Source organism: Desulfotomaculum sp. (assembly GCF_982386235.1).
This window is the reverse complement of record NZ_CEVWQM010000003.1, coordinates 81,419-97,444: the sequence shown is the minus strand read 5'-3', so window position 1 is coordinate 97,444 and position 16,026 is coordinate 81,419. Positions and strand designations below refer to the sequence as shown.

Sequence of the window (16,026 nt, the reverse complement as noted above, 5' to 3'; positions counted from 1 at the left end):
TTTCCAAGTCCTATAATTTCATCCCGACCATGTCGAATGACCCTCGAATGGTCATAAAAACAAAAACAGGCTGATAATGTGTCAGCCTGTTTTTGTTTTTTATGACGTCCTATTTCCTCTTAATTCGTTATAATGTCACTGATATGAACGCAGATAAAACAGGAGTTTAGCGGGTAGCTTTAACTTCGGTTCTTCTGATACCGCCCTTATATCTGCTGATACATCTCGCTGAAAATCTGAAGGTGACGTTCTTCGTCGAGTATGATGCGATTTAATATCGCTACGATATTCGGATCGCGGATGGTATTCGCCTGGCTGGAATACTTGCGGATGGCTGCCGTCTCTGCTTTGATTGATTCGGCTATCAGTGCGCGCAACTCGCGCGGGTAACGGATAAACGATGGCGACCACCAGCGCTTGCGTGTCCGGCCGCTCCAAAGCCGCGGGTCTGCGCCGAGCAGCCGTGCAAGCTCAGCGAACATGTTGAGGTGGTGCATTTCAACGATACTGATATTATGAAAGCATGTTGAAATCGAACTATACTTTTGCTGCGTCACGACTGCGATATAGAAATACCGAGAGACGTCGCTCATCTCGGAAACAACATCGGCCATGTCGCTGAGCATCTCATGGGCATAAATGGGGTTTTGACCGTCCACCCGCACCTGCGGGTACGGCGCGTCTACCTTGTAGTTGCACTCGCTGATTTGATTACCGTTCATGCGCATTCCCCTTTCCGCATGGTTATACCGTATAATTTATTCGTGCAGATAGGAAATTATGACAGAACCACTAGCAATATAGGGGATGAAGCGTTATTAATATTGGGGCGTGAAAATATAAGGACTCATATATATATTAAGATTTTTCATTTCTTTTAATCATTTTTTGAAACAACTACTGGAAACATAATTCGTCTGCAAATTTTGTGTGATAAATAATAGGACAATAAATACAATCTACCATATCGGAGAACGGAACATCCAGGGTACACCGGATCTGATGATTGAGGTTCTTGCTTCAGCCACAGCAGCCTATGACAAGAAGAAAAAAGTCATAAATGGTTCCAACGGTTTGATAAAAGTGTTATAATGCAGTGTATATGCCAATTTGGGTAAATTGGTTCAAGTCCTGTCATTACATATTTTTCCGTTACGGGAAGATATATCTTTTCTATGGAGTAAAGCGTGATATTGTGAACGTAAGACTTGTTTAAACATACGGACAAACAGGAATTTGCACTGCTGTGAGCATGTCGGTTTGCATTCACAAGGATATCACGGTATAATACTCGAAATTAACAGCGTGGCCCTGGTCATGCAAAAATTAGAAAAGGTGGAAAAATCCATGGGCTTATTTGATCTGACAGGAAAATCCGCAGTCGTCACCGGAGCATCCTCTGGACTAGGCGTACAGTTTGCCAAAGCGCTTGCCCGTCAGGGCGCCGATGTTGCGTTGCTGGCGCGCAGAGTTGACAAACTGGAAGCGGTAAAAGCGGAAATTTCGAAGCTGGGCGTGCGCTGCATCTCGGTTCCCTGCGATGTGACCGACAGCGAGGCACTAAAAAAAGCCGTTCAGGTAATTGAAGAAGCCTTTGGCAAGGTGGACATTCTCGTGAACAATGCGGGTGTCGGCCAAATCGTTCCCGCCGAGGATCAGAGCGATGAGGCTTGGAAATGGGTCATGGATGTCAACGTCAACGGCGTTTACTTTGCCAGCAGAGAGTTTGGCAAAGGTATGATCGCCCGCAAATACGGCAAGATCATCAACATCGGCTCGATTCACAGCAGCGTGGCGATGCCGGGCGCCGGTTTGAGTGCCTATTGCGCCGCCAAGGGTGCGGTGAAGATGCTGACCAAGGAGATGGCCAACGAGTGGGCGCAGTACAACATTACCGTCAACGCTATCGGACCGGCCTACTTTCCCTCCGAGCTGACCGAAGCGGTGTTCGCAGACCCTGCGTTCCAGCAGGTGCTCGACACATACTGCCCCATGAAGCGTGCAGGTCGTGAGGGCGAGTTGGACGGCGCGCTGGTTTATTTTGCTTCGGATGCTTCCAGCTATACCACTGGTCAGCTTCTGACGATTGATGGTGGCTGGACCACCATCTAAACGAGAACTCTTTCTCTGCAAACAGGTGCATCTGGGAGATGCTCCCGATAAAACAATACCGCTGCGGGTGGCATGGCCAAAAGGCCATACCGCCAGCTGTTTTTTATCAGAATGCCCAAACCCTATAATTTCACTCCGCCATTTGCTGTCCGGAAATCCAATTTTTGTTGGATTTACGGGCATTTGTGTTTTATTAATTAGAATTCGAAATATTAATAAAACAATACAATTTTCTGGTATTTTTGGAGGACGAAAATGACTTCTTTTGTTATTGGACACAAAAATCCTGATACAGACTCTGTGGCTTCGGCCATTGGCCTTTCATATCTTAAAAATTGTTTAGGATTGAAAACCGTATCATGTTCCTTGGGGAAAATCAACAGAGAAACTGAGTTTGTTTTAAACCACTTTGGTATTGCTGCTCCGGTTATTTTGGAAAATGTTAAAACGCAGGTTAAAGATTTGGAGTATGACAGGGTAGATGGCATTACCCTGAGTACATCAATCCTATCAGCCTATAAACGAATGGAACAAAATAATATGAGAACCCTGCCAGTGGTCAATGATAAAAACCAACTACAAGGCATATTAACTATAAAGGATATTGCCATGGAGTTAATCAAGGGTGATTTTTATAGGCTGGATACTTCCTTGAACAATATTGTAAAAGACCTGAATGGTAAGATTCTTACGGGTCAAGATTTTAACGTAACGGGCAAAATCTCTGTAATTGCCTATTACTATAAGAATATCCAAGGTTCTTTGGGGCCAGAGGATATAATCATTGTTGGGGATCGTTATGATATTCTGGAGTGTGTCATTCGTTCCCGAGTGAAATTAGTTATTATTACTGGATCAGGGGAAATTCCAGAGGTCTATTTGCAAATGGCTCAATTAAATAACGTGGCCATGATTTCTGTTCCTTTAGATACCTATACTACATCAAAATTAATTAACCAGTGCAATTATGTATCTTCCATTATGAAAAGCAGTGGAATTGTAAAGTTTAAGGAAAACGATTATCTTGACGAGGTAAAAGAAGAAGTCTTACACAATAATTATAGAAATTACCCTGTAGTTAATAACGAAAATATTTTTCATGGCTTTATCAACAAGAAGCATATTATTAACCCAGGGAGGAAAAAGGTGATCTTAGTTGATCATAATGAATATTCCCAAAGTGCCGAGGGGTTAAATGAAGCTGAAATCCTAGAAATTGTAGATCACCATAAAATTGGCGATATCTGTACAACGAAGCCCATTGCTTTCCGTAACATGCCCGTAGGAAGTACCTGTACCATCGTTTATCAAATGTTTAGGGAATTCAATGTTAAAATAACGCAACAAATCGCAGGGGTTTTATTGGCTGGGATTCTATCGGATACCTTACTCTTTAAATCACCTACTACTACCGATTTAGATAAAGAGTCAGCTTTAGAGTTAAATAATATTGTAAAAATTGACATGGGGAACTTTGCCATGGAAATGTTTAAGCTAGGGAGCTCCTTGGAAGGTTATAGTATTCAAGAAATCTTTTATAAAGACTTTAAGGAATTTGAGCTAGAGGGTTGTACAATTGGAGTAGCGCAGGTTTTCACGCTGGATACGGAAGATTTATTTAATCGAAAACAACAGTTTATAGAATTTGTAGACCAGACCCATCAGCACAAAAATTATATTTTGACGATGCTGGTCATTACAGATATCATCAACGAGGGTTCCTATTTACTCTATCAGGCAAGGAACAATTCGCTTATTCCAACAGCCTTTCGGGTAACTGCTGAACAAGGGGTGTTTGTTGCTGGCCTGGTGTCTAGAAAAAAACAGGTTATTCCTAAAATTTCAGAGGCCCTTAGCCTTTTAAAATAGTTTCATATGAAGGAGTTTTCAAAATTGTACACCCTTATTAAAAATTCTGAAAAATGAGTTATGAAATAGACTTGAAATATAAGTCAAAACTAGATAAAATCAGAAATGAGAAATTGTGCACAAACTTTAAAAGGGGTTTAGTAAATAAAATCAATTTTGTGACGACGAAAAATTACATTTTTATTACATCGTTGATATAATGATAATAGATCTAGCTGCGATAGAATAAAAAATTGCATTTTTTTGTCTAAAAACACAAAGCCTATACCAATATGTAAATAATTTTTGCCCATAATTATATATCATCAGGGTTAAAACTAATAAAAAATTCACAAAGGAAGTGTTGTACAATGGCAACTAATGCTCAACTGCCAACTCAGGTAAATCCAGATGAAATCACTCCAATTACTATCACCGTAGGGATTTCTGCCCGTCACGTGCATCTGACCAAAGAACACGTGGAAATATTATTTGGACCTGGTCATGTATTAACGAGATTCAAAGATCTTTCTCAACCAGACCAATTTGCCTGTGAAGAAATGGTAACCGTTGTTGGACCCAAGGGTGTTATTGAAAAGGTTCGCGTACTTGGACCTGAACGCAAGAAAAGCCAAGTAGAACTTTCTATTTCTGACTGCTTCAAAATTGGCATTAAGGCTCCCCTTAGAGACTCCGGCGATTTAGCAGGATCTGCCTCTGTAACAATAGTTGGACCTGCTGGCTCAGTAACCGTAGATGAAGGTGCTATCATTGCTGCTCGTCATATTCACATGCATACTTCTGATGCTGAAAAATACGGTTTAGAAGATGGCGATAGAATTTATGTAAGAGCCAAGGGACCCAGAGGAATTATCTTTGGGGATGTATTGGTTCGTGTAAGTGACAAGTACCAATTAGAAATGCATGTGGATACTGATGAAGGAAATGCTGTTGGTTTAAGAAACGGTGATGTCGTATATGCCTATAAGATCCATGGACATATTTCCGAGCTTGTAAAATAGATAAATAAGTAATCGCGTTAGAGGAGGGACCCCCCTTGTTAGTTTTAGTTGTTAACTGTGGTAGTTCATCTATTAAATATAAATTAATGGACATGACCCAAGAATCCGTGTTGCTTTCTGGCCTATCTGAAAGAATTGGGATCGCTGGTTCCAGAATTAAGCAGGAAAATAGTAAGGGTGAAGAATTGGTATTGGAGCAAGACCTGCCAAACCACAAAGCTGCCCTTGAGACCATTTTAAAATGCATTACCGATGAAAAATATGGTGCCATTAAGGACACCGCGGAAATTAAGGCTGTAGGACACCGTGTGGTACACGGCGGTGAAAAATTTAATACATCTGTGGTAATTGATGCTGAACTGATGAAGGTGTTAGAGGAAATGTCAGAATTGGCACCTCTCCACAATCCCCCCAATATTGTGGGTATTAAAACTTGTCAAGAACTGATGCCCCATGTAGCACATGTGGCAGTGTTTGATACTGCTTTCCATTCAGCCATGAGCAAGCAAGCATATACTTATGCTATTCCCTACGAATATTATGAGAAGTATAAAATTCGTCGTTACGGTTTCCACGGCACTTCTCACAAGTTTGTTTCTTATCGGGCAGCGGAAATATTAGGCAAACCCGTTGAAGAGTTAAAGATTGTTGTTTGCCATTTGGGCAATGGTTCTAGTATTTCTGCAGTAGGCAATGGGGTATCACAGGATACTTCCATGGGCTTTACTCCTCTGCCAGGTCTGCCGATGGGTACGAGAACCGGGGATATGGACCCAGCCATTGTTTCTTTCCTAATGGAGAAGGAGCAAATAAGTCTTGCAGATATTAGTAATGTCTTAAATAAGAAGAGTGGCGTATTGGGTGTTTCCGGTATCAGCAGTGATTTCCGTGACCTAGAAGATGCTGCCAACAAAGGCAACGAAAGAGCTGAATTAGCTTTGAGTATGTTTGCCTATGGTATTATTAAATATATTGGAGCTTACACAGCAGCCCTGGGTGGTTTGGATATAGTAGCCTTTACCGGTGGCATTGGTGAAAATTCCGTTGACATGAGAGCAAGGGTCTTAAAAGGACTTGCCTACACGGGTTTACAAATTGATGAAGAGAAAAACAAATCCCGGGGTAAAGAAGTTATCATCAGTAAGCCCGGTGCCCCCTTTGTAGCAATGGTTGTTCCCACCAATGAAGAATTAATGATTGCTCGGGAAACCAAAGAACTGGTTCAGTAGATCGTTTATTTATATAAAGTAAAGAAGTGTCGCGAAACTACCCCTTAGTAGTCAAGCGACACTTTTTTATAGGTACAAAAGGAACAGGTTTGTTGTCCCATTTGTACCACATGCATGATTTGAAACAAACTGGTCAAAATATAGGTAAAAACCTGAGTGGGTTATTTAAAGATTGACATACGAACAAACTCAGGAATATAATGGAGTTAAATTAATAAACAAAACCTTCAGGGTTAGGTGTAATTCCTTACCGGCGGTATGGCCAAAGGGCCAAGCCCGCGAGCCCCTTGGGGCATGATCTGGTGAGATGCCAGAGCCGACAGTTAAAGTCTGGATGGAAGAAGGTTATAGTTGAGCCTGCAAAAAGCATTCTTTTGCATGGCCTACTTGCCTTTGCCAAAAAGCCCTGATCCTTTCAGGGTTTTATTTTGTTTATTAGGCACAAAGAGTTTTTCTAAGGGGATGAAAAAATGGATCAGGACAGGTGCTATATGCAAATGGCCCTTGAACTGGCAGCCAAAGCAAGGGGCCGTACTAGCCCTAACCCCATGGTGGGGGCTGTTTTGGTAAAGGATGGCGAAGTGGTTGGCAAAGGTTATCACGCGAAAGCAGGTGGTGCCCACGCCGAGGTGGTTGCCTTGGCCGACGCCAAGGCAAGGGCTAAGGATGCCACTGTGTATGTTACTTTGGAACCCTGTTGTCATCATGGCAGAACGGGCCCCTGTACAGAGGCTTTGATCAAGGCGGGAGTGAAGAGGGTTGTGGCAGCCATGCTGGACCCGAATCCCTTGGTTGCTGGCAAGGGGCTAAATATTTTAAAGGATGCTGGTATAGAAGTAATATCCGGCCTGCTGGAAGAGGCGGCCAGAGAATTAAATGAGGTTTTTATAAAATACATTACAACCAAAAAGCCCTTTGTGGTATTAAAGGCTGCCACCAGTCTGGATGGCAAAATAGCAACTGCCAGTGGGGAATCAAAGTGGATTACCGGTAATGAAGCCAGAGCATATGGCCACCGGTTAAGGGATCAATATGATGCCATTTTAGTGGGAGTAAATACCGTATTGGCAGATAATCCGTCACTTACGGCGAGATTGCCTGAGGTCAGAGGCAAAGACCCCATCCGCATCATCGTAGATAGCATGGCCCGAACCCCTACTGCTAGCCAAGTGCTTATTCAGGAGTCGGCGGCCCATACGATTATTGCCACAAATGAGTCAGCACCGGTAGAACGTAAGGCAAGCCTAATGGCAGCCGGAGCAGAGATTATGGTAGTTCCTGGGGCAGGGCCAGGGGTAGATCTGGCTAAACTAATGGAACTACTGGGAGAAAAACAAATAGCCAGTGTATTAATCGAAGGCGGCGGGAAAATCAGTGGTTCTGCCTTAAATGCTGGTATCGTTGATAAGATTGCTTGGTTTATAGCACCCAAAATTATCGGGGGTGACCTTGCCCCTGGTCCTGTCCGGGGTGAAGGGATAACAAGTTTACAGGATGCCACCCAAATTTATCAGATGTCAGTGCAACCGTTGGGAACAGACTATCTCGTGACTGGTTATACCTCGAAAGGGGGGAATGGCATATCTTTACCGGAATTGTAGAAGAGATTGGCACCATTAGGGGTATATCAAAGGGACCGGATTCAGCCGGACTACATATTTTAGGCTCCAAGGTTCTGCAAGATACAAAAATTGGTGATAGTATCGCTGTCAATGGTGTTTGTCTAACCGTTACTACAATGGATAAAGGGACCTTTACCGCCGATGTAATGGCGGAGACACTGGCGAAAACAAACCTCAGGGATCTTAAGCCTGGCAGTCCGGTTAACCTGGAAAGGGCTTTGCGGCTTGGTGACCGCATGGGGGGGCATATGGTATCCGGTCACGTGGATGGGATAGGTACCATTGTTGGTAAGGAAAGATATGATATTGCCACCATCGTTACGATTCAGGCCCCACCCCAGGTGATGAAATATATTATTAAAAAAGGTTCCGTAGCCATCGATGGTACCAGTCTTACGGTGGTTGATTTTGCTGGGGATAAATTTCAAGTATCATTAATTCCTCATACAGCCCAGGCCACTGTCCTGGGAGACAAGAAGATTGGTAATTCTGTGAACCTTGAATCGGATATTATTGGCAAATATATCGAACGGTTATTACAGGGGCAGCAGGAAGACAAAGCTGCTGATAGTAAAATTAATCTGGAATTTTTAGCAGCCAACGGATTTTTATAAGGGGGAAAAGTCATGACATACAAATTTAATACAATTGAAGAGGCCATTGAAGATATTCGTGCAGGAAAAATGATTGTGGTCGTTGATGATGAAGATCGCGAAAATGAAGGTGACCTGGTCATGGCTGCAGAATTAGCCACAACAGAGGCTGTGAACTTTATGGCCACCTACGGGCGCGGTTTGATCTGTATGCCCATATATGGTCAGCGTCTTGATGAATTGGATCTGCCGGCAATGGTATCCAATAACACGGATCCCAATGGAACTGCCTTTACCGTATCCGTTGATGCAAAGGAATGCAGCACAGGTATTTCGGCTGTTGAGCGTGCCCTAACCATTAAAAAAATGCTAGATCCCAATACAAAACCCGAAGATTTACGTCGTCCAGGTCATATATTTCCCTTGCGGTCCCAGGAAGGCGGGGTTTTGGTAAGGACTGGTCATACCGAGGCTGCGGTGGATCTAGCTAGATTGGCAGGTCTAAGATCGGCCGGGGTTATTTGTGAAATTATGAAGGATGATGGGACCATGGCCAGGGTTCCCGAATTGGTGGAATTTTGTAAAACCCATGATTTAAAGCTAGTCACCATTGCGGAATTAATCAAATACCGCAGACACCACGAAAAATTTATTAAGAAAATTGAGTCGGCCCAAATGCCTACCCAATACGGTGAATTTACAGCAGTTGGCTATGAGAGCCTAATCGATGGCAAGGGACATATTGCCTTGGTCAAAGGGGACCTATCCAGTGTGGAGGCACCTTTAGTACGGGTTCACTCTGAATGTTTAACCGGGGATGTTTTTGGCTCCGTGCGTTGTGATTGTGGGGATCAATTGGCAAGGGCTATGCAAGCCATCGAAAATGAAGGGGTTGGCGTACTTCTTTACATGAGACAAGAAGGCCGGGGTATCGGCCTGATGAATAAGATTAAGGCCTATAAACTTCAAGATATGGGGGCAGATACCGTAGAGGCCAACCTAGCCTTAGGCTTCCCCGCAGACCTGCGGGACTATGGCATTGGGGCTCAAATATTGGCTGATCTGGGACTGAGAAAAATAAGACTGCTGACCAATAATCCACGTAAAATTGCCGGCTTAGAGGGTTATGGTTTAGAGGTTGTAGACCGTGTACCCATCGAAATCATAGCAGGAAAGTCAAATGAAAAATACCTGAGTACGAAGAAGTGCAAATTGGGACATCTTTTAAGTTTAGAAGAAGCCAATAAAAAAACGGTGAATGAATAAAGATTATCCATTATAACAGGAGGAGAAAACCATGCAGAAAATTTTTGAAGGGCATTTACTGGGACAAGGTTTAAAATTTGGTATAGTTGTAGGACGTTTCAATGACTTTATTACGAACAAATTGCTAACCGGTGCGCTGGATGCGCTCAAACGTCATGGGGTGGAAGATGAGAATGTTGAGATTGCCTATGTACCAGGTGCCTTTGAAATTCCCCTGGTGGCTAAGAAAATGGCGGATACCCAGCGTTACGACGGTGTTATTTGTCTAGGTGCTGTAATCAGAGGAGCAACTCCTCACTTTGATTATGTATCTGCCGAAGTATCCAAAGGAATAGCGAAGGTTAGTCTTGATAGTAACCTGCCGGTTATCTTTGGCATACTGACCGTAGATACCATTGAGCAAGCCATTGAAAGAGCTGGCAGTAAAGCTGGCAACAAAGGTTGGGAAGCTGCCAACACAGCCATTGAAATGGCGAATTTGTTGAAAACCATCTAAATAGAAGGAAAGGGAGTTTGCATAATTTTTTAGTATGCGAGCTCCCTTTTGTTATGCAATAAAAACGGATTAAGAACGAATGAAAGAATGATCGGTTGTTATAAAAATAAAAAACGGCCAAAGGGCCGTTTTTGAAAAACCTATATGATTTAGGTGCAACTAGATAGCGCGCTGCACTTTTCCACTCCGTAGACAACGGGTGCATACCATGATACGCTTGGGGGAACCATCAATGATCGCTTTAACACGTTGCAAGTTGGGTTTCCAGGTCCGCTTGGTACGAATATGAGAGTGGCTTAACTTAATGCCAACGGTTACACCTTTGTCACAAATTGCGCACTTGGCCATTGTTACACCTCCTTTAATGACACAATAACCACATAACTTAGGATAACTTGCCAATGTTCACTAGGATAGTATACCATAAATAAAGCTAAAATCAAATAAAAAATAATAAATCTTACTACCATGGAATTTCCCCCCATGTTATAATAGAACATATGTTTTTATAAAATGGTGATATTATGCTGGACTTATACCAATCAATTCAATACGTTAAGGGAGTGGGACCCCAGAGGGCCATTCAGTTGGAACGGTTGGGTATTTATACAATTTGGGATTTACTATACCATTTTCCCAGGGAATATCAGGATCGGAGCAGCATCCGGCCAGCCCATTCCTTTGCCCAGGGGGATGTTGCCACCGTTAAGGGTATGGTCATTGCAGCCCAGGAGAGCAAACCCAGAAGGGGCCTGACGATAACGAAGTTAGCTTTGCAGGAGGGGGCTGGCACCTTTTATGCAGTATGGTTTAATCAGCCCTACATAAAAAAACAATATCCCCCGGGCAAAAAACTTCTGCTTACTGGAAAAATAGATAGAAAATATGGCATACCGCAAATACAAGTTACCGATCATGAAGTATTAGGAGAAGATGAGGGTCTGCACAGTGGTAGAATTGTGCCGATCTATCCCCTGACGGAGCATCTCAATCAACGCTTTTTCCGTTCTTTAATAAAAACAACCCTTGATCAGGTAGGATCCTTAGCAGAGGAATTTTTATCGGACTCTCTGCTGGATAAGTATAATTTACCTTGTCTGCCCGAGGCCCTGCGGGAGATACATTTTCCTGAGAGTCAGGAATCTTGTCAGCGAGCCAGGCGTAGGTTTATTTTGGAAGAACTATTTTTGTTTGAGTTGGGGCTGTCTCTGCAAAAGGGGCGTATTCATAAAAAAACAAAAGCCCATAGCTATCAGGATGATGTTCTTGCGGAGCGTCTAAGCAACAGTTTACCCTTTACCTTAACCGAGGCCCAGAAGAGGGTGTGGCAGGAAATTGCAGCAGATTTAAAAAGCCCGTATCCCATGAATCGTTTGTTGCAGGGTGATGTAGGGGCAGGTAAAACCATCATTGCTGCTTTAGCCTTATGCAAGGCCGCAGGGGCCGGACTGCAGGGGGCCCTAATGGCACCCACAGAGCTTTTAGCAGAGCAACATGCTAGGAGTATTCAAGAACTACTTGAACCTTTGGGAGTGAAGGTGGCTTTATTAACAGGCAGCAACCGCAGGGGCAGGAAAGAAATATTGGCGTCCGTGGCAAATGGCAAAATCCAAGTGGTAATCGGTACCCACGCCTTGATTTCTGAAGGGGTGAACTATCAAAACTTAGGTCTAGTGGTGGTAGATGAGCAGCATAGGTTTGGCGTTCGCCAACGGGCTGCCCTGCAGGACAAAGGGTCGGTACCAGACGTGCTGGTCATGACAGCAACCCCGATACCCCGCACGTTAGCCTTAACCCTATATGGGGATCTTGATGTTTCAGTGATTGACCAATTACCCCCAGGCAGGCAGAAAATAAAAACCCATCATCTTAGCCTAGCCCAAGCAGGTAAAGCCGTGGGCTTGATTAAGCAACAGATATTAGAAGGCAGACAGGCCTATGTTGTCTGTCCCTTAGTTGAAGAATCCGAAAAAATAGACACCCAAGCAGCAGTGGATTTGTATGAGAGGCTAAAAAAAGCTCTTGTTGGCTGTTCGGTGGGATTACTCCATGGTCGCCTGAAGGCTGCGGAAAAAGAAACAACGATGAATGATTTTCGCCAGGGTACCCTTGACCTTTTGGTTTCCACCACGGTAATTGAGGTAGGTGTAGATGTAGCCAACGCCACGGCGATGGTTATTTGGGATGCCCAGCGTTTTGGACTGGCGCAGCTTCATCAACTTAGGGGCAGGGTGGGGCGAAGTAGTCAGCAATCCTACTGCCTTTTGGTGGGGGATCCAACCACCCATGAGGCGAAGGAAAGAATAGCTGCTATGTGTCGTACCCAGGATGGTTTTGTTTTAGCAGAAGAAGATTTGAAACTGCGTGGACCGGGAGAGTTTTTTGGTACCCGTCAATCTGGTTTGCCAGAATTTAAAATTGCCAATTTAGTTAGAGATGGCAAAGAAATCGAACAGGCCAAAAAAGAAGCGGAAGCATTATTAAGTACGAACCCAAATTTAAAATCACCCATGCATAAACAGCTTTTCGCACAATTTGCCCGGCGATTTCCTGACTTTGTTAAATATAGCGACGTAAGTTAGGCGTGGAAAATGTTCCACGCCTTGTTATGTTTTCCTAAGTATGTTCAATTTGCTTGGTCAAATAATAATACCAGAGGTGATGACGATGCCAGCAAATAATAAAAAATCTCAATTTAAACAAAGAGATACCAGTCGTTTTGAGGTAGGACAGGAAATTGGTCATACGGATGAAAGCAATAAGATCGGTCTAACTCAGCCAACCACCGGTGCTGATTATTTAACAAAAACCGATCATGGTAACGATGCCGAGTTTAATGCAAATACTGACTATACTCCTCAGCACTAATGGCTGGGTGAAGGGCAAGGGAAATGCCACCGGCAATGATTTTGGCGGTGCTTTCAATGAGGGTGTCTATTTCCTTGGGGGTTACCATTAATTGACCAGAAGTATAGGGCTGTAAGATAGCATTGATGATGGGCTGGAAGCTTTCCGAGTTCATATTTTGATAGATGCCCTGTAACTCTGGTTTATCTTTAGCTTGTTCAACTAAGCGATCCAATGTTTCCCCGGCAATAACCGCTGCTGGGACAACAGTGGGTACACCGATGGCAATTGTTTTTACACCAAGTGTTTCGATATTTAGCCCTTTGCGTTTATTTCCTACTCCTGAACCGGGTGCTATGCCTGTATCTGCAAGTTGAATGGTTGTACCAATTCTTTCAATTGACCTAGAAGCTAAAGCGTCTACTGCGATTACTAGTTCAGGTTTGATTTTTTCGACTACACCCTTAATGATTTCTGCAGTTTCAATGCCGGTCAGACCTAACACCCCGGGAGAGAGGGCACTTACCGAACGCATGCCACCCCGGATTTCCTCAGGGGCATAGTTGTACATATGTCTGGTCACGAGGGTCATTCCCACTACCTTGGGGCCTAGGGCATCCGGCGTGGCGTTCCAATTTCCTAGACCAACCACTAATACATTGGCGTGTTCTGGCAAACTAAATAAGGAAGATAACTGTTTGGCTAAGATTTCAGCAATCTCCTGATGGGACTGTTTGCTGTTTTCACGAATTGAAGGAGCCTCAATGGTAATATAATTACCCTGTGGTTTGCCCATTATTTCTTCTGCATATTTTTCTACCACTCGCACAATTGTTACCGTGGCATGGTCATAGCTTTCCTTCTCCATAATACAACCAGGTATTTCCTGTCCTGTTTGACCCCGCACTACCTCCCTGGCCTCCACCGCCAGATCTAGACTTATGTTGTTGTTTTTAAAGAAATTAGTATCCATAAGAACCTCCTTTATTAGCCATCAGCCTTCAAGTTTTAGGATAGCCAATGGAGAAGGCCTTGAACCATGCATCGTGGGCCTTGGGCTTGTATGATTGTTTTACTTTGGGGTATATGTTTTTTGTCATCGTGAGCTAGCGAAGGATCTTGCAGATAGCCTTTCAATGATGAAAAAGATCCTTTGCTAGCTCAGGCTGACGGCTGATGGCCTAAAACCCAAGGCCAACAGCGCATGGCCCAGGACCATTTTTAGGCTGCTAAGTGCTAAAAGCTAAAGGCTGACGGCTAATAAATATCCTGTTCCTCCTAGAGCTAATTTATACAAAACTTGTCTACAATGTAAAAAAAACGATTTTTTTTAATCGAGTGTGTTATAATAATGAATGTTAAGGTATAACACAAACCAGGTTTTAGGAGGAATTATTCGTATTGCGCATTATTGCCGGAACCGCCAAGGGACGAAATTTAAAGAGTCCTAAGGGAATGTCCACACGGCCTACATCGGATAGGGTAAGAGAGGCTCTCTTTAATATTCTTTCCTATGAGGTGCCAGGCAGTCGAATACTGGATTTATTTAGTGGCACAGGTGCCGTTGCTATAGAAGCCCTAAGTCGAGGTGCAGCAAAGGCTGTTTTGGTGGAAAAAGATCGCAATACCAGTAAAATCATTGGAGAAAATTTGAGATTATGCAATGTACTGGATAAGGCAGAGGTAATGACAACCGAGGTAAGTCAAGCCATTCAAGTACTTGGTAGAAAAAAAGAAAGCTTTGAGTTGATTTTTATTGACCCTCCCTATAAAAAGGGCTTTGAAATACCTACGCTGCAAAAAGTTCTAGAATATGATCTACTAACAAATGAAGGAATATTGATAGTGGAGAGTGATAGGACAGACCTGCCGCCAGATATGGTAGGGGGTTTAAGGGTATTTCGACGGGAGCGGTATGGAGATACCATGTTGTCATTCTATAGGCTTTGAGGAGGAAAATCAATGCGTATAGGGATTTACCCCGGCAGCTTTGATCCTGTTACGAATGGTCATATTGATATTATTGAACGATCCATCGGACTTTTTGATCACCTTATTGTTACAGTGGCCAAAAATACTCAAAAATCAAAATCACTTTTTTCAGTGGAAGAACGGGTTGATATTTTAAAAACGATTTTAGATAAATATTCTAATGTTAGTGTAGATACCTTTGATGGGCTTACCGTTCACTATGCTATAAATAAAAACGCGGTTGCCATTGTGCGGGGATTAAGGGTCATTACTGATTTTGAAAATGAATTTGTTTTTGCTTTAACAAATAAGAAATTGGAACCAAAGATAGAAACTATTTACCTAATGACCAAAGCCGAGTATTCTTTCGTTAGTTCCACAACGGTGAAGGAAGTTGCCTCCTTTAGTGGTTGCTTGAGTGGCATGGTTCCGGAGCTGGTTGCTCAAAAAATAAAAGAGAAATACGGCTATGGTAAATAACCAAGGAGGGATAAACTGTGGAGCTCTTTAATATCCTGAATGAGCTGGAAGAACTCATTGAGGAGAGCCCCAAGGTGCCGATGACTAGACGTGTCATGGTAGATGAAAATAAGGTTTTAGACTACCTTGATCGTATTCGCACCTCGCTTCCTGAAGAAGTTCGCCAGGCAAAGTGGCTTGTCAAAGAAAGAGACAAGGTGCTGTCTGAGTCTAAAAAAGAAGCTCAACGCATGCTGGAAGATGTTTCCAGAGAAATCGAACAAAAGGCAGAAGACCATGAAATTGTAAAAAAGGCAGAATTACTAGGCCAAGAAACGATTAAAAAGGCCGAAGAGGTTGCCGCCCAAATTCGGCATGGTGCCAGGGGATATGCCGATGAACTTCTCCAATCCATGGAGAACAAGCTGGGTAAGATGCTGGAGGAGATTCAACAGGGCAGGGATGAGTTGAGAAAGTAAATTAAAGCCGTCAGCCTTCGGCTTTTTTTGCTACCTTGATAATAACCGATTACCTCGTTATCACAAAGCTTATATATCCTAA

At 43.2% G+C, this 16,026-nt stretch carries 16 protein-coding genes and 1 riboswitch; of the genes, 13 read left to right on the top strand and 3 right to left on the bottom strand.

Features of this window, described 5'->3' with window-relative positions:
* Window positions 1-206 precede the first annotated feature (206 nt).
* A complete protein-coding gene (locus tag AC1U9Z_RS02530) occupies window positions 207-722 on the bottom strand; it encodes a ferritin-like domain-containing protein (protein ID WP_479955601.1) in 516 nt (171 codons plus the stop codon).
* 595 nt (window positions 723-1,317) lie between these two features.
* On the opposite strand from AC1U9Z_RS02530, the gene AC1U9Z_RS02525 reads away from it, so the two are divergent.
* The 8 genes from AC1U9Z_RS02525 (at window position 1,318) to ribH (ending at window position 10,188) form a co-directional block, all read left to right on the top strand.
* Window positions 1,318-2,112: an SDR family NAD(P)-dependent oxidoreductase gene (locus tag AC1U9Z_RS02525; RefSeq protein WP_479955600.1), complete on the top strand. Its 795-nt coding sequence runs from the start codon at window positions 1,318-1,320 to the stop codon at window positions 2,110-2,112.
* Between the two features lie 255 nt (window positions 2,113-2,367).
* Window positions 2,368-3,981 (top strand): putative manganese-dependent inorganic diphosphatase, encoded by a 1,614-nt coding sequence (locus tag AC1U9Z_RS02520; RefSeq protein WP_479955599.1) that lies wholly within the window; start codon window positions 2,368-2,370, stop codon window positions 3,979-3,981.
* 350 nt (window positions 3,982-4,331) lie between these two features.
* Window positions 4,332-4,982, top strand: coding sequence for a phosphate propanoyltransferase (gene pduL / locus AC1U9Z_RS02515; protein WP_479955598.1), 651 nt, complete (start codon window positions 4,332-4,334; stop codon window positions 4,980-4,982).
* Between the two features lie 35 nt (window positions 4,983-5,017).
* Window positions 5,018-6,211, top strand: a complete 1,194-nt coding sequence (locus AC1U9Z_RS02510) for an acetate/propionate family kinase (protein WP_479955597.1) — start codon at window positions 5,018-5,020, stop codon at window positions 6,209-6,211.
* A 219-nt stretch (window positions 6,212-6,430) separates the two neighbouring features.
* Window positions 6,431-6,561: riboswitch (FMN riboswitch) on the top strand.
* Window positions 6,562-6,681: 120 nt separating this feature from the next.
* Window positions 6,682-7,812: a bifunctional diaminohydroxyphosphoribosylaminopyrimidine deaminase/5-amino-6-(5-phosphoribosylamino)uracil reductase RibD gene (ribD, locus tag AC1U9Z_RS02505; protein WP_479955596.1), complete on the top strand. Its 1,131-nt coding sequence runs from the start codon at window positions 6,682-6,684 to the stop codon at window positions 7,810-7,812.
* The gene (locus tag AC1U9Z_RS02500) at window positions 7,794-8,447 is read left to right on the top strand and encodes a riboflavin synthase (RefSeq protein ID WP_479955657.1); all 654 of its coding nucleotides are present in this window, start codon (window positions 7,794-7,796) and stop codon (window positions 8,445-8,447) included. Before ribD ends, AC1U9Z_RS02500 begins: the two co-directional genes overlap by 19 nt.
* Before the next feature lie 12 nt (window positions 8,448-8,459).
* A complete protein-coding gene (locus AC1U9Z_RS02495; RefSeq protein WP_479955595.1) occupies window positions 8,460-9,692 on the top strand; it encodes a bifunctional 3,4-dihydroxy-2-butanone-4-phosphate synthase/GTP cyclohydrolase II in 1,233 nt (410 codons plus the stop codon).
* A 31-nt stretch (window positions 9,693-9,723) separates the two neighbouring features.
* Window positions 9,724-10,188 (top strand): 6,7-dimethyl-8-ribityllumazine synthase, encoded by a 465-nt coding sequence (gene ribH, locus AC1U9Z_RS02490; protein ID WP_479955594.1) that lies wholly within the window; start codon window positions 9,724-9,726, stop codon window positions 10,186-10,188.
* Window positions 10,189-10,347: 159 nt separating this feature from the next.
* Here ribH and rpmB read toward each other — a convergent pair whose 3' ends face one another.
* Window positions 10,348-10,536 (bottom strand): 50S ribosomal protein L28, encoded by a 189-nt coding sequence (gene rpmB, locus AC1U9Z_RS02485; protein ID WP_479955593.1) that lies wholly within the window; start codon window positions 10,534-10,536, stop codon window positions 10,348-10,350.
* 176 nt (window positions 10,537-10,712) lie between these two features.
* Here rpmB and recG point away from each other — a divergent pair, with 176 nt between their 5' ends.
* On the top strand, window positions 10,713-12,770 hold the full coding sequence (recG, locus tag AC1U9Z_RS02480) for an ATP-dependent DNA helicase RecG (protein WP_479955592.1): 2,058 nt from the start codon (window positions 10,713-10,715) through the stop codon (window positions 12,768-12,770).
* Window positions 12,771-12,855: 85 nt separating this feature from the next.
* The gene (locus tag AC1U9Z_RS02475; RefSeq protein ID WP_479955591.1) at window positions 12,856-13,056 is read left to right on the top strand and encodes a hypothetical protein; all 201 of its coding nucleotides are present in this window, start codon (window positions 12,856-12,858) and stop codon (window positions 13,054-13,056) included.
* On the opposite strand, the gene gpr is transcribed toward AC1U9Z_RS02475, so the two are convergent.
* Window positions 13,022-14,008, bottom strand: a complete 987-nt coding sequence (gene gpr / locus AC1U9Z_RS02470; RefSeq protein WP_333530294.1) for a GPR endopeptidase — start codon at window positions 14,006-14,008, stop codon at window positions 13,022-13,024. The genes AC1U9Z_RS02475 and gpr overlap by 35 nt on opposite strands.
* Window positions 14,009-14,436: 428 nt before the next feature.
* Between gpr and rsmD the strand changes: the two genes are divergently transcribed.
* From rsmD to AC1U9Z_RS02455, 3 genes are read left to right on the top strand one after another with little or no spacing between them, the layout of a single operon-like run.
* Window positions 14,437-14,985, top strand: a complete 549-nt coding sequence (rsmD, locus tag AC1U9Z_RS02465) for a 16S rRNA (guanine(966)-N(2))-methyltransferase RsmD (protein ID WP_479955590.1) — start codon at window positions 14,437-14,439, stop codon at window positions 14,983-14,985.
* A gap of 12 nt (window positions 14,986-14,997) precedes the next feature.
* The gene (gene coaD, locus AC1U9Z_RS02460; protein ID WP_479955589.1) at window positions 14,998-15,486 is read left to right on the top strand and encodes a pantetheine-phosphate adenylyltransferase; all 489 of its coding nucleotides are present in this window, start codon (window positions 14,998-15,000) and stop codon (window positions 15,484-15,486) included.
* Window positions 15,487-15,503: 17 nt separating this feature from the next.
* The gene (locus tag AC1U9Z_RS02455; RefSeq protein ID WP_333530297.1) at window positions 15,504-15,944 is read left to right on the top strand and encodes an ATPase; all 441 of its coding nucleotides are present in this window, start codon (window positions 15,504-15,506) and stop codon (window positions 15,942-15,944) included.
* Window positions 15,945-16,026 lie beyond the last annotated feature (82 nt).

What these genes read in the sequence shown, in the direction of transcription:
- AC1U9Z_RS02530 (WP_479955601.1), bottom strand. Translation starts at nt 722, where the DNA reads ATGAACGGTAATCAAATCAGCGAGTGCAACTACAAGGTAGACGCGCCG.
- AC1U9Z_RS02525 (WP_479955600.1), top strand. Translation starts at nt 1,318, where the DNA reads ATGCAAAAATTAGAAAAGGTGGAAAAATCCATGGGCTTATTTGATCTG.
- AC1U9Z_RS02520 (WP_479955599.1), top strand. Translation starts at nt 2,368, where the DNA reads ATGACTTCTTTTGTTATTGGACACAAAAATCCTGATACAGACTCTGTG.
- pduL (WP_479955598.1), top strand. Translation starts at nt 4,332, where the DNA reads ATGGCAACTAATGCTCAACTGCCAACTCAGGTAAATCCAGATGAAATC.
- ribD (WP_479955596.1), top strand. Translation starts at nt 6,682, where the DNA reads ATGGATCAGGACAGGTGCTATATGCAAATGGCCCTTGAACTGGCAGCC.
- AC1U9Z_RS02495 (WP_479955595.1), top strand. Translation starts at nt 8,460, where the DNA reads ATGACATACAAATTTAATACAATTGAAGAGGCCATTGAAGATATTCGT.
- ribH (WP_479955594.1), top strand. Translation starts at nt 9,724, where the DNA reads ATGCAGAAAATTTTTGAAGGGCATTTACTGGGACAAGGTTTAAAATTT.
- rpmB (WP_479955593.1), bottom strand. Translation starts at nt 10,536, where the DNA reads ATGGCCAAGTGCGCAATTTGTGACAAAGGTGTAACCGTTGGCATTAAG.
- recG (WP_479955592.1), top strand. Translation starts at nt 10,713, where the DNA reads ATGCTGGACTTATACCAATCAATTCAATACGTTAAGGGAGTGGGACCC.
- AC1U9Z_RS02475 (WP_479955591.1), top strand. Translation starts at nt 12,856, where the DNA reads ATGCCAGCAAATAATAAAAAATCTCAATTTAAACAAAGAGATACCAGT.
- gpr (WP_333530294.1), bottom strand. Translation starts at nt 14,008, where the DNA reads ATGGATACTAATTTCTTTAAAAACAACAACATAAGTCTAGATCTGGCG.
- coaD (WP_479955589.1), top strand. Translation starts at nt 14,998, where the DNA reads ATGCGTATAGGGATTTACCCCGGCAGCTTTGATCCTGTTACGAATGGT.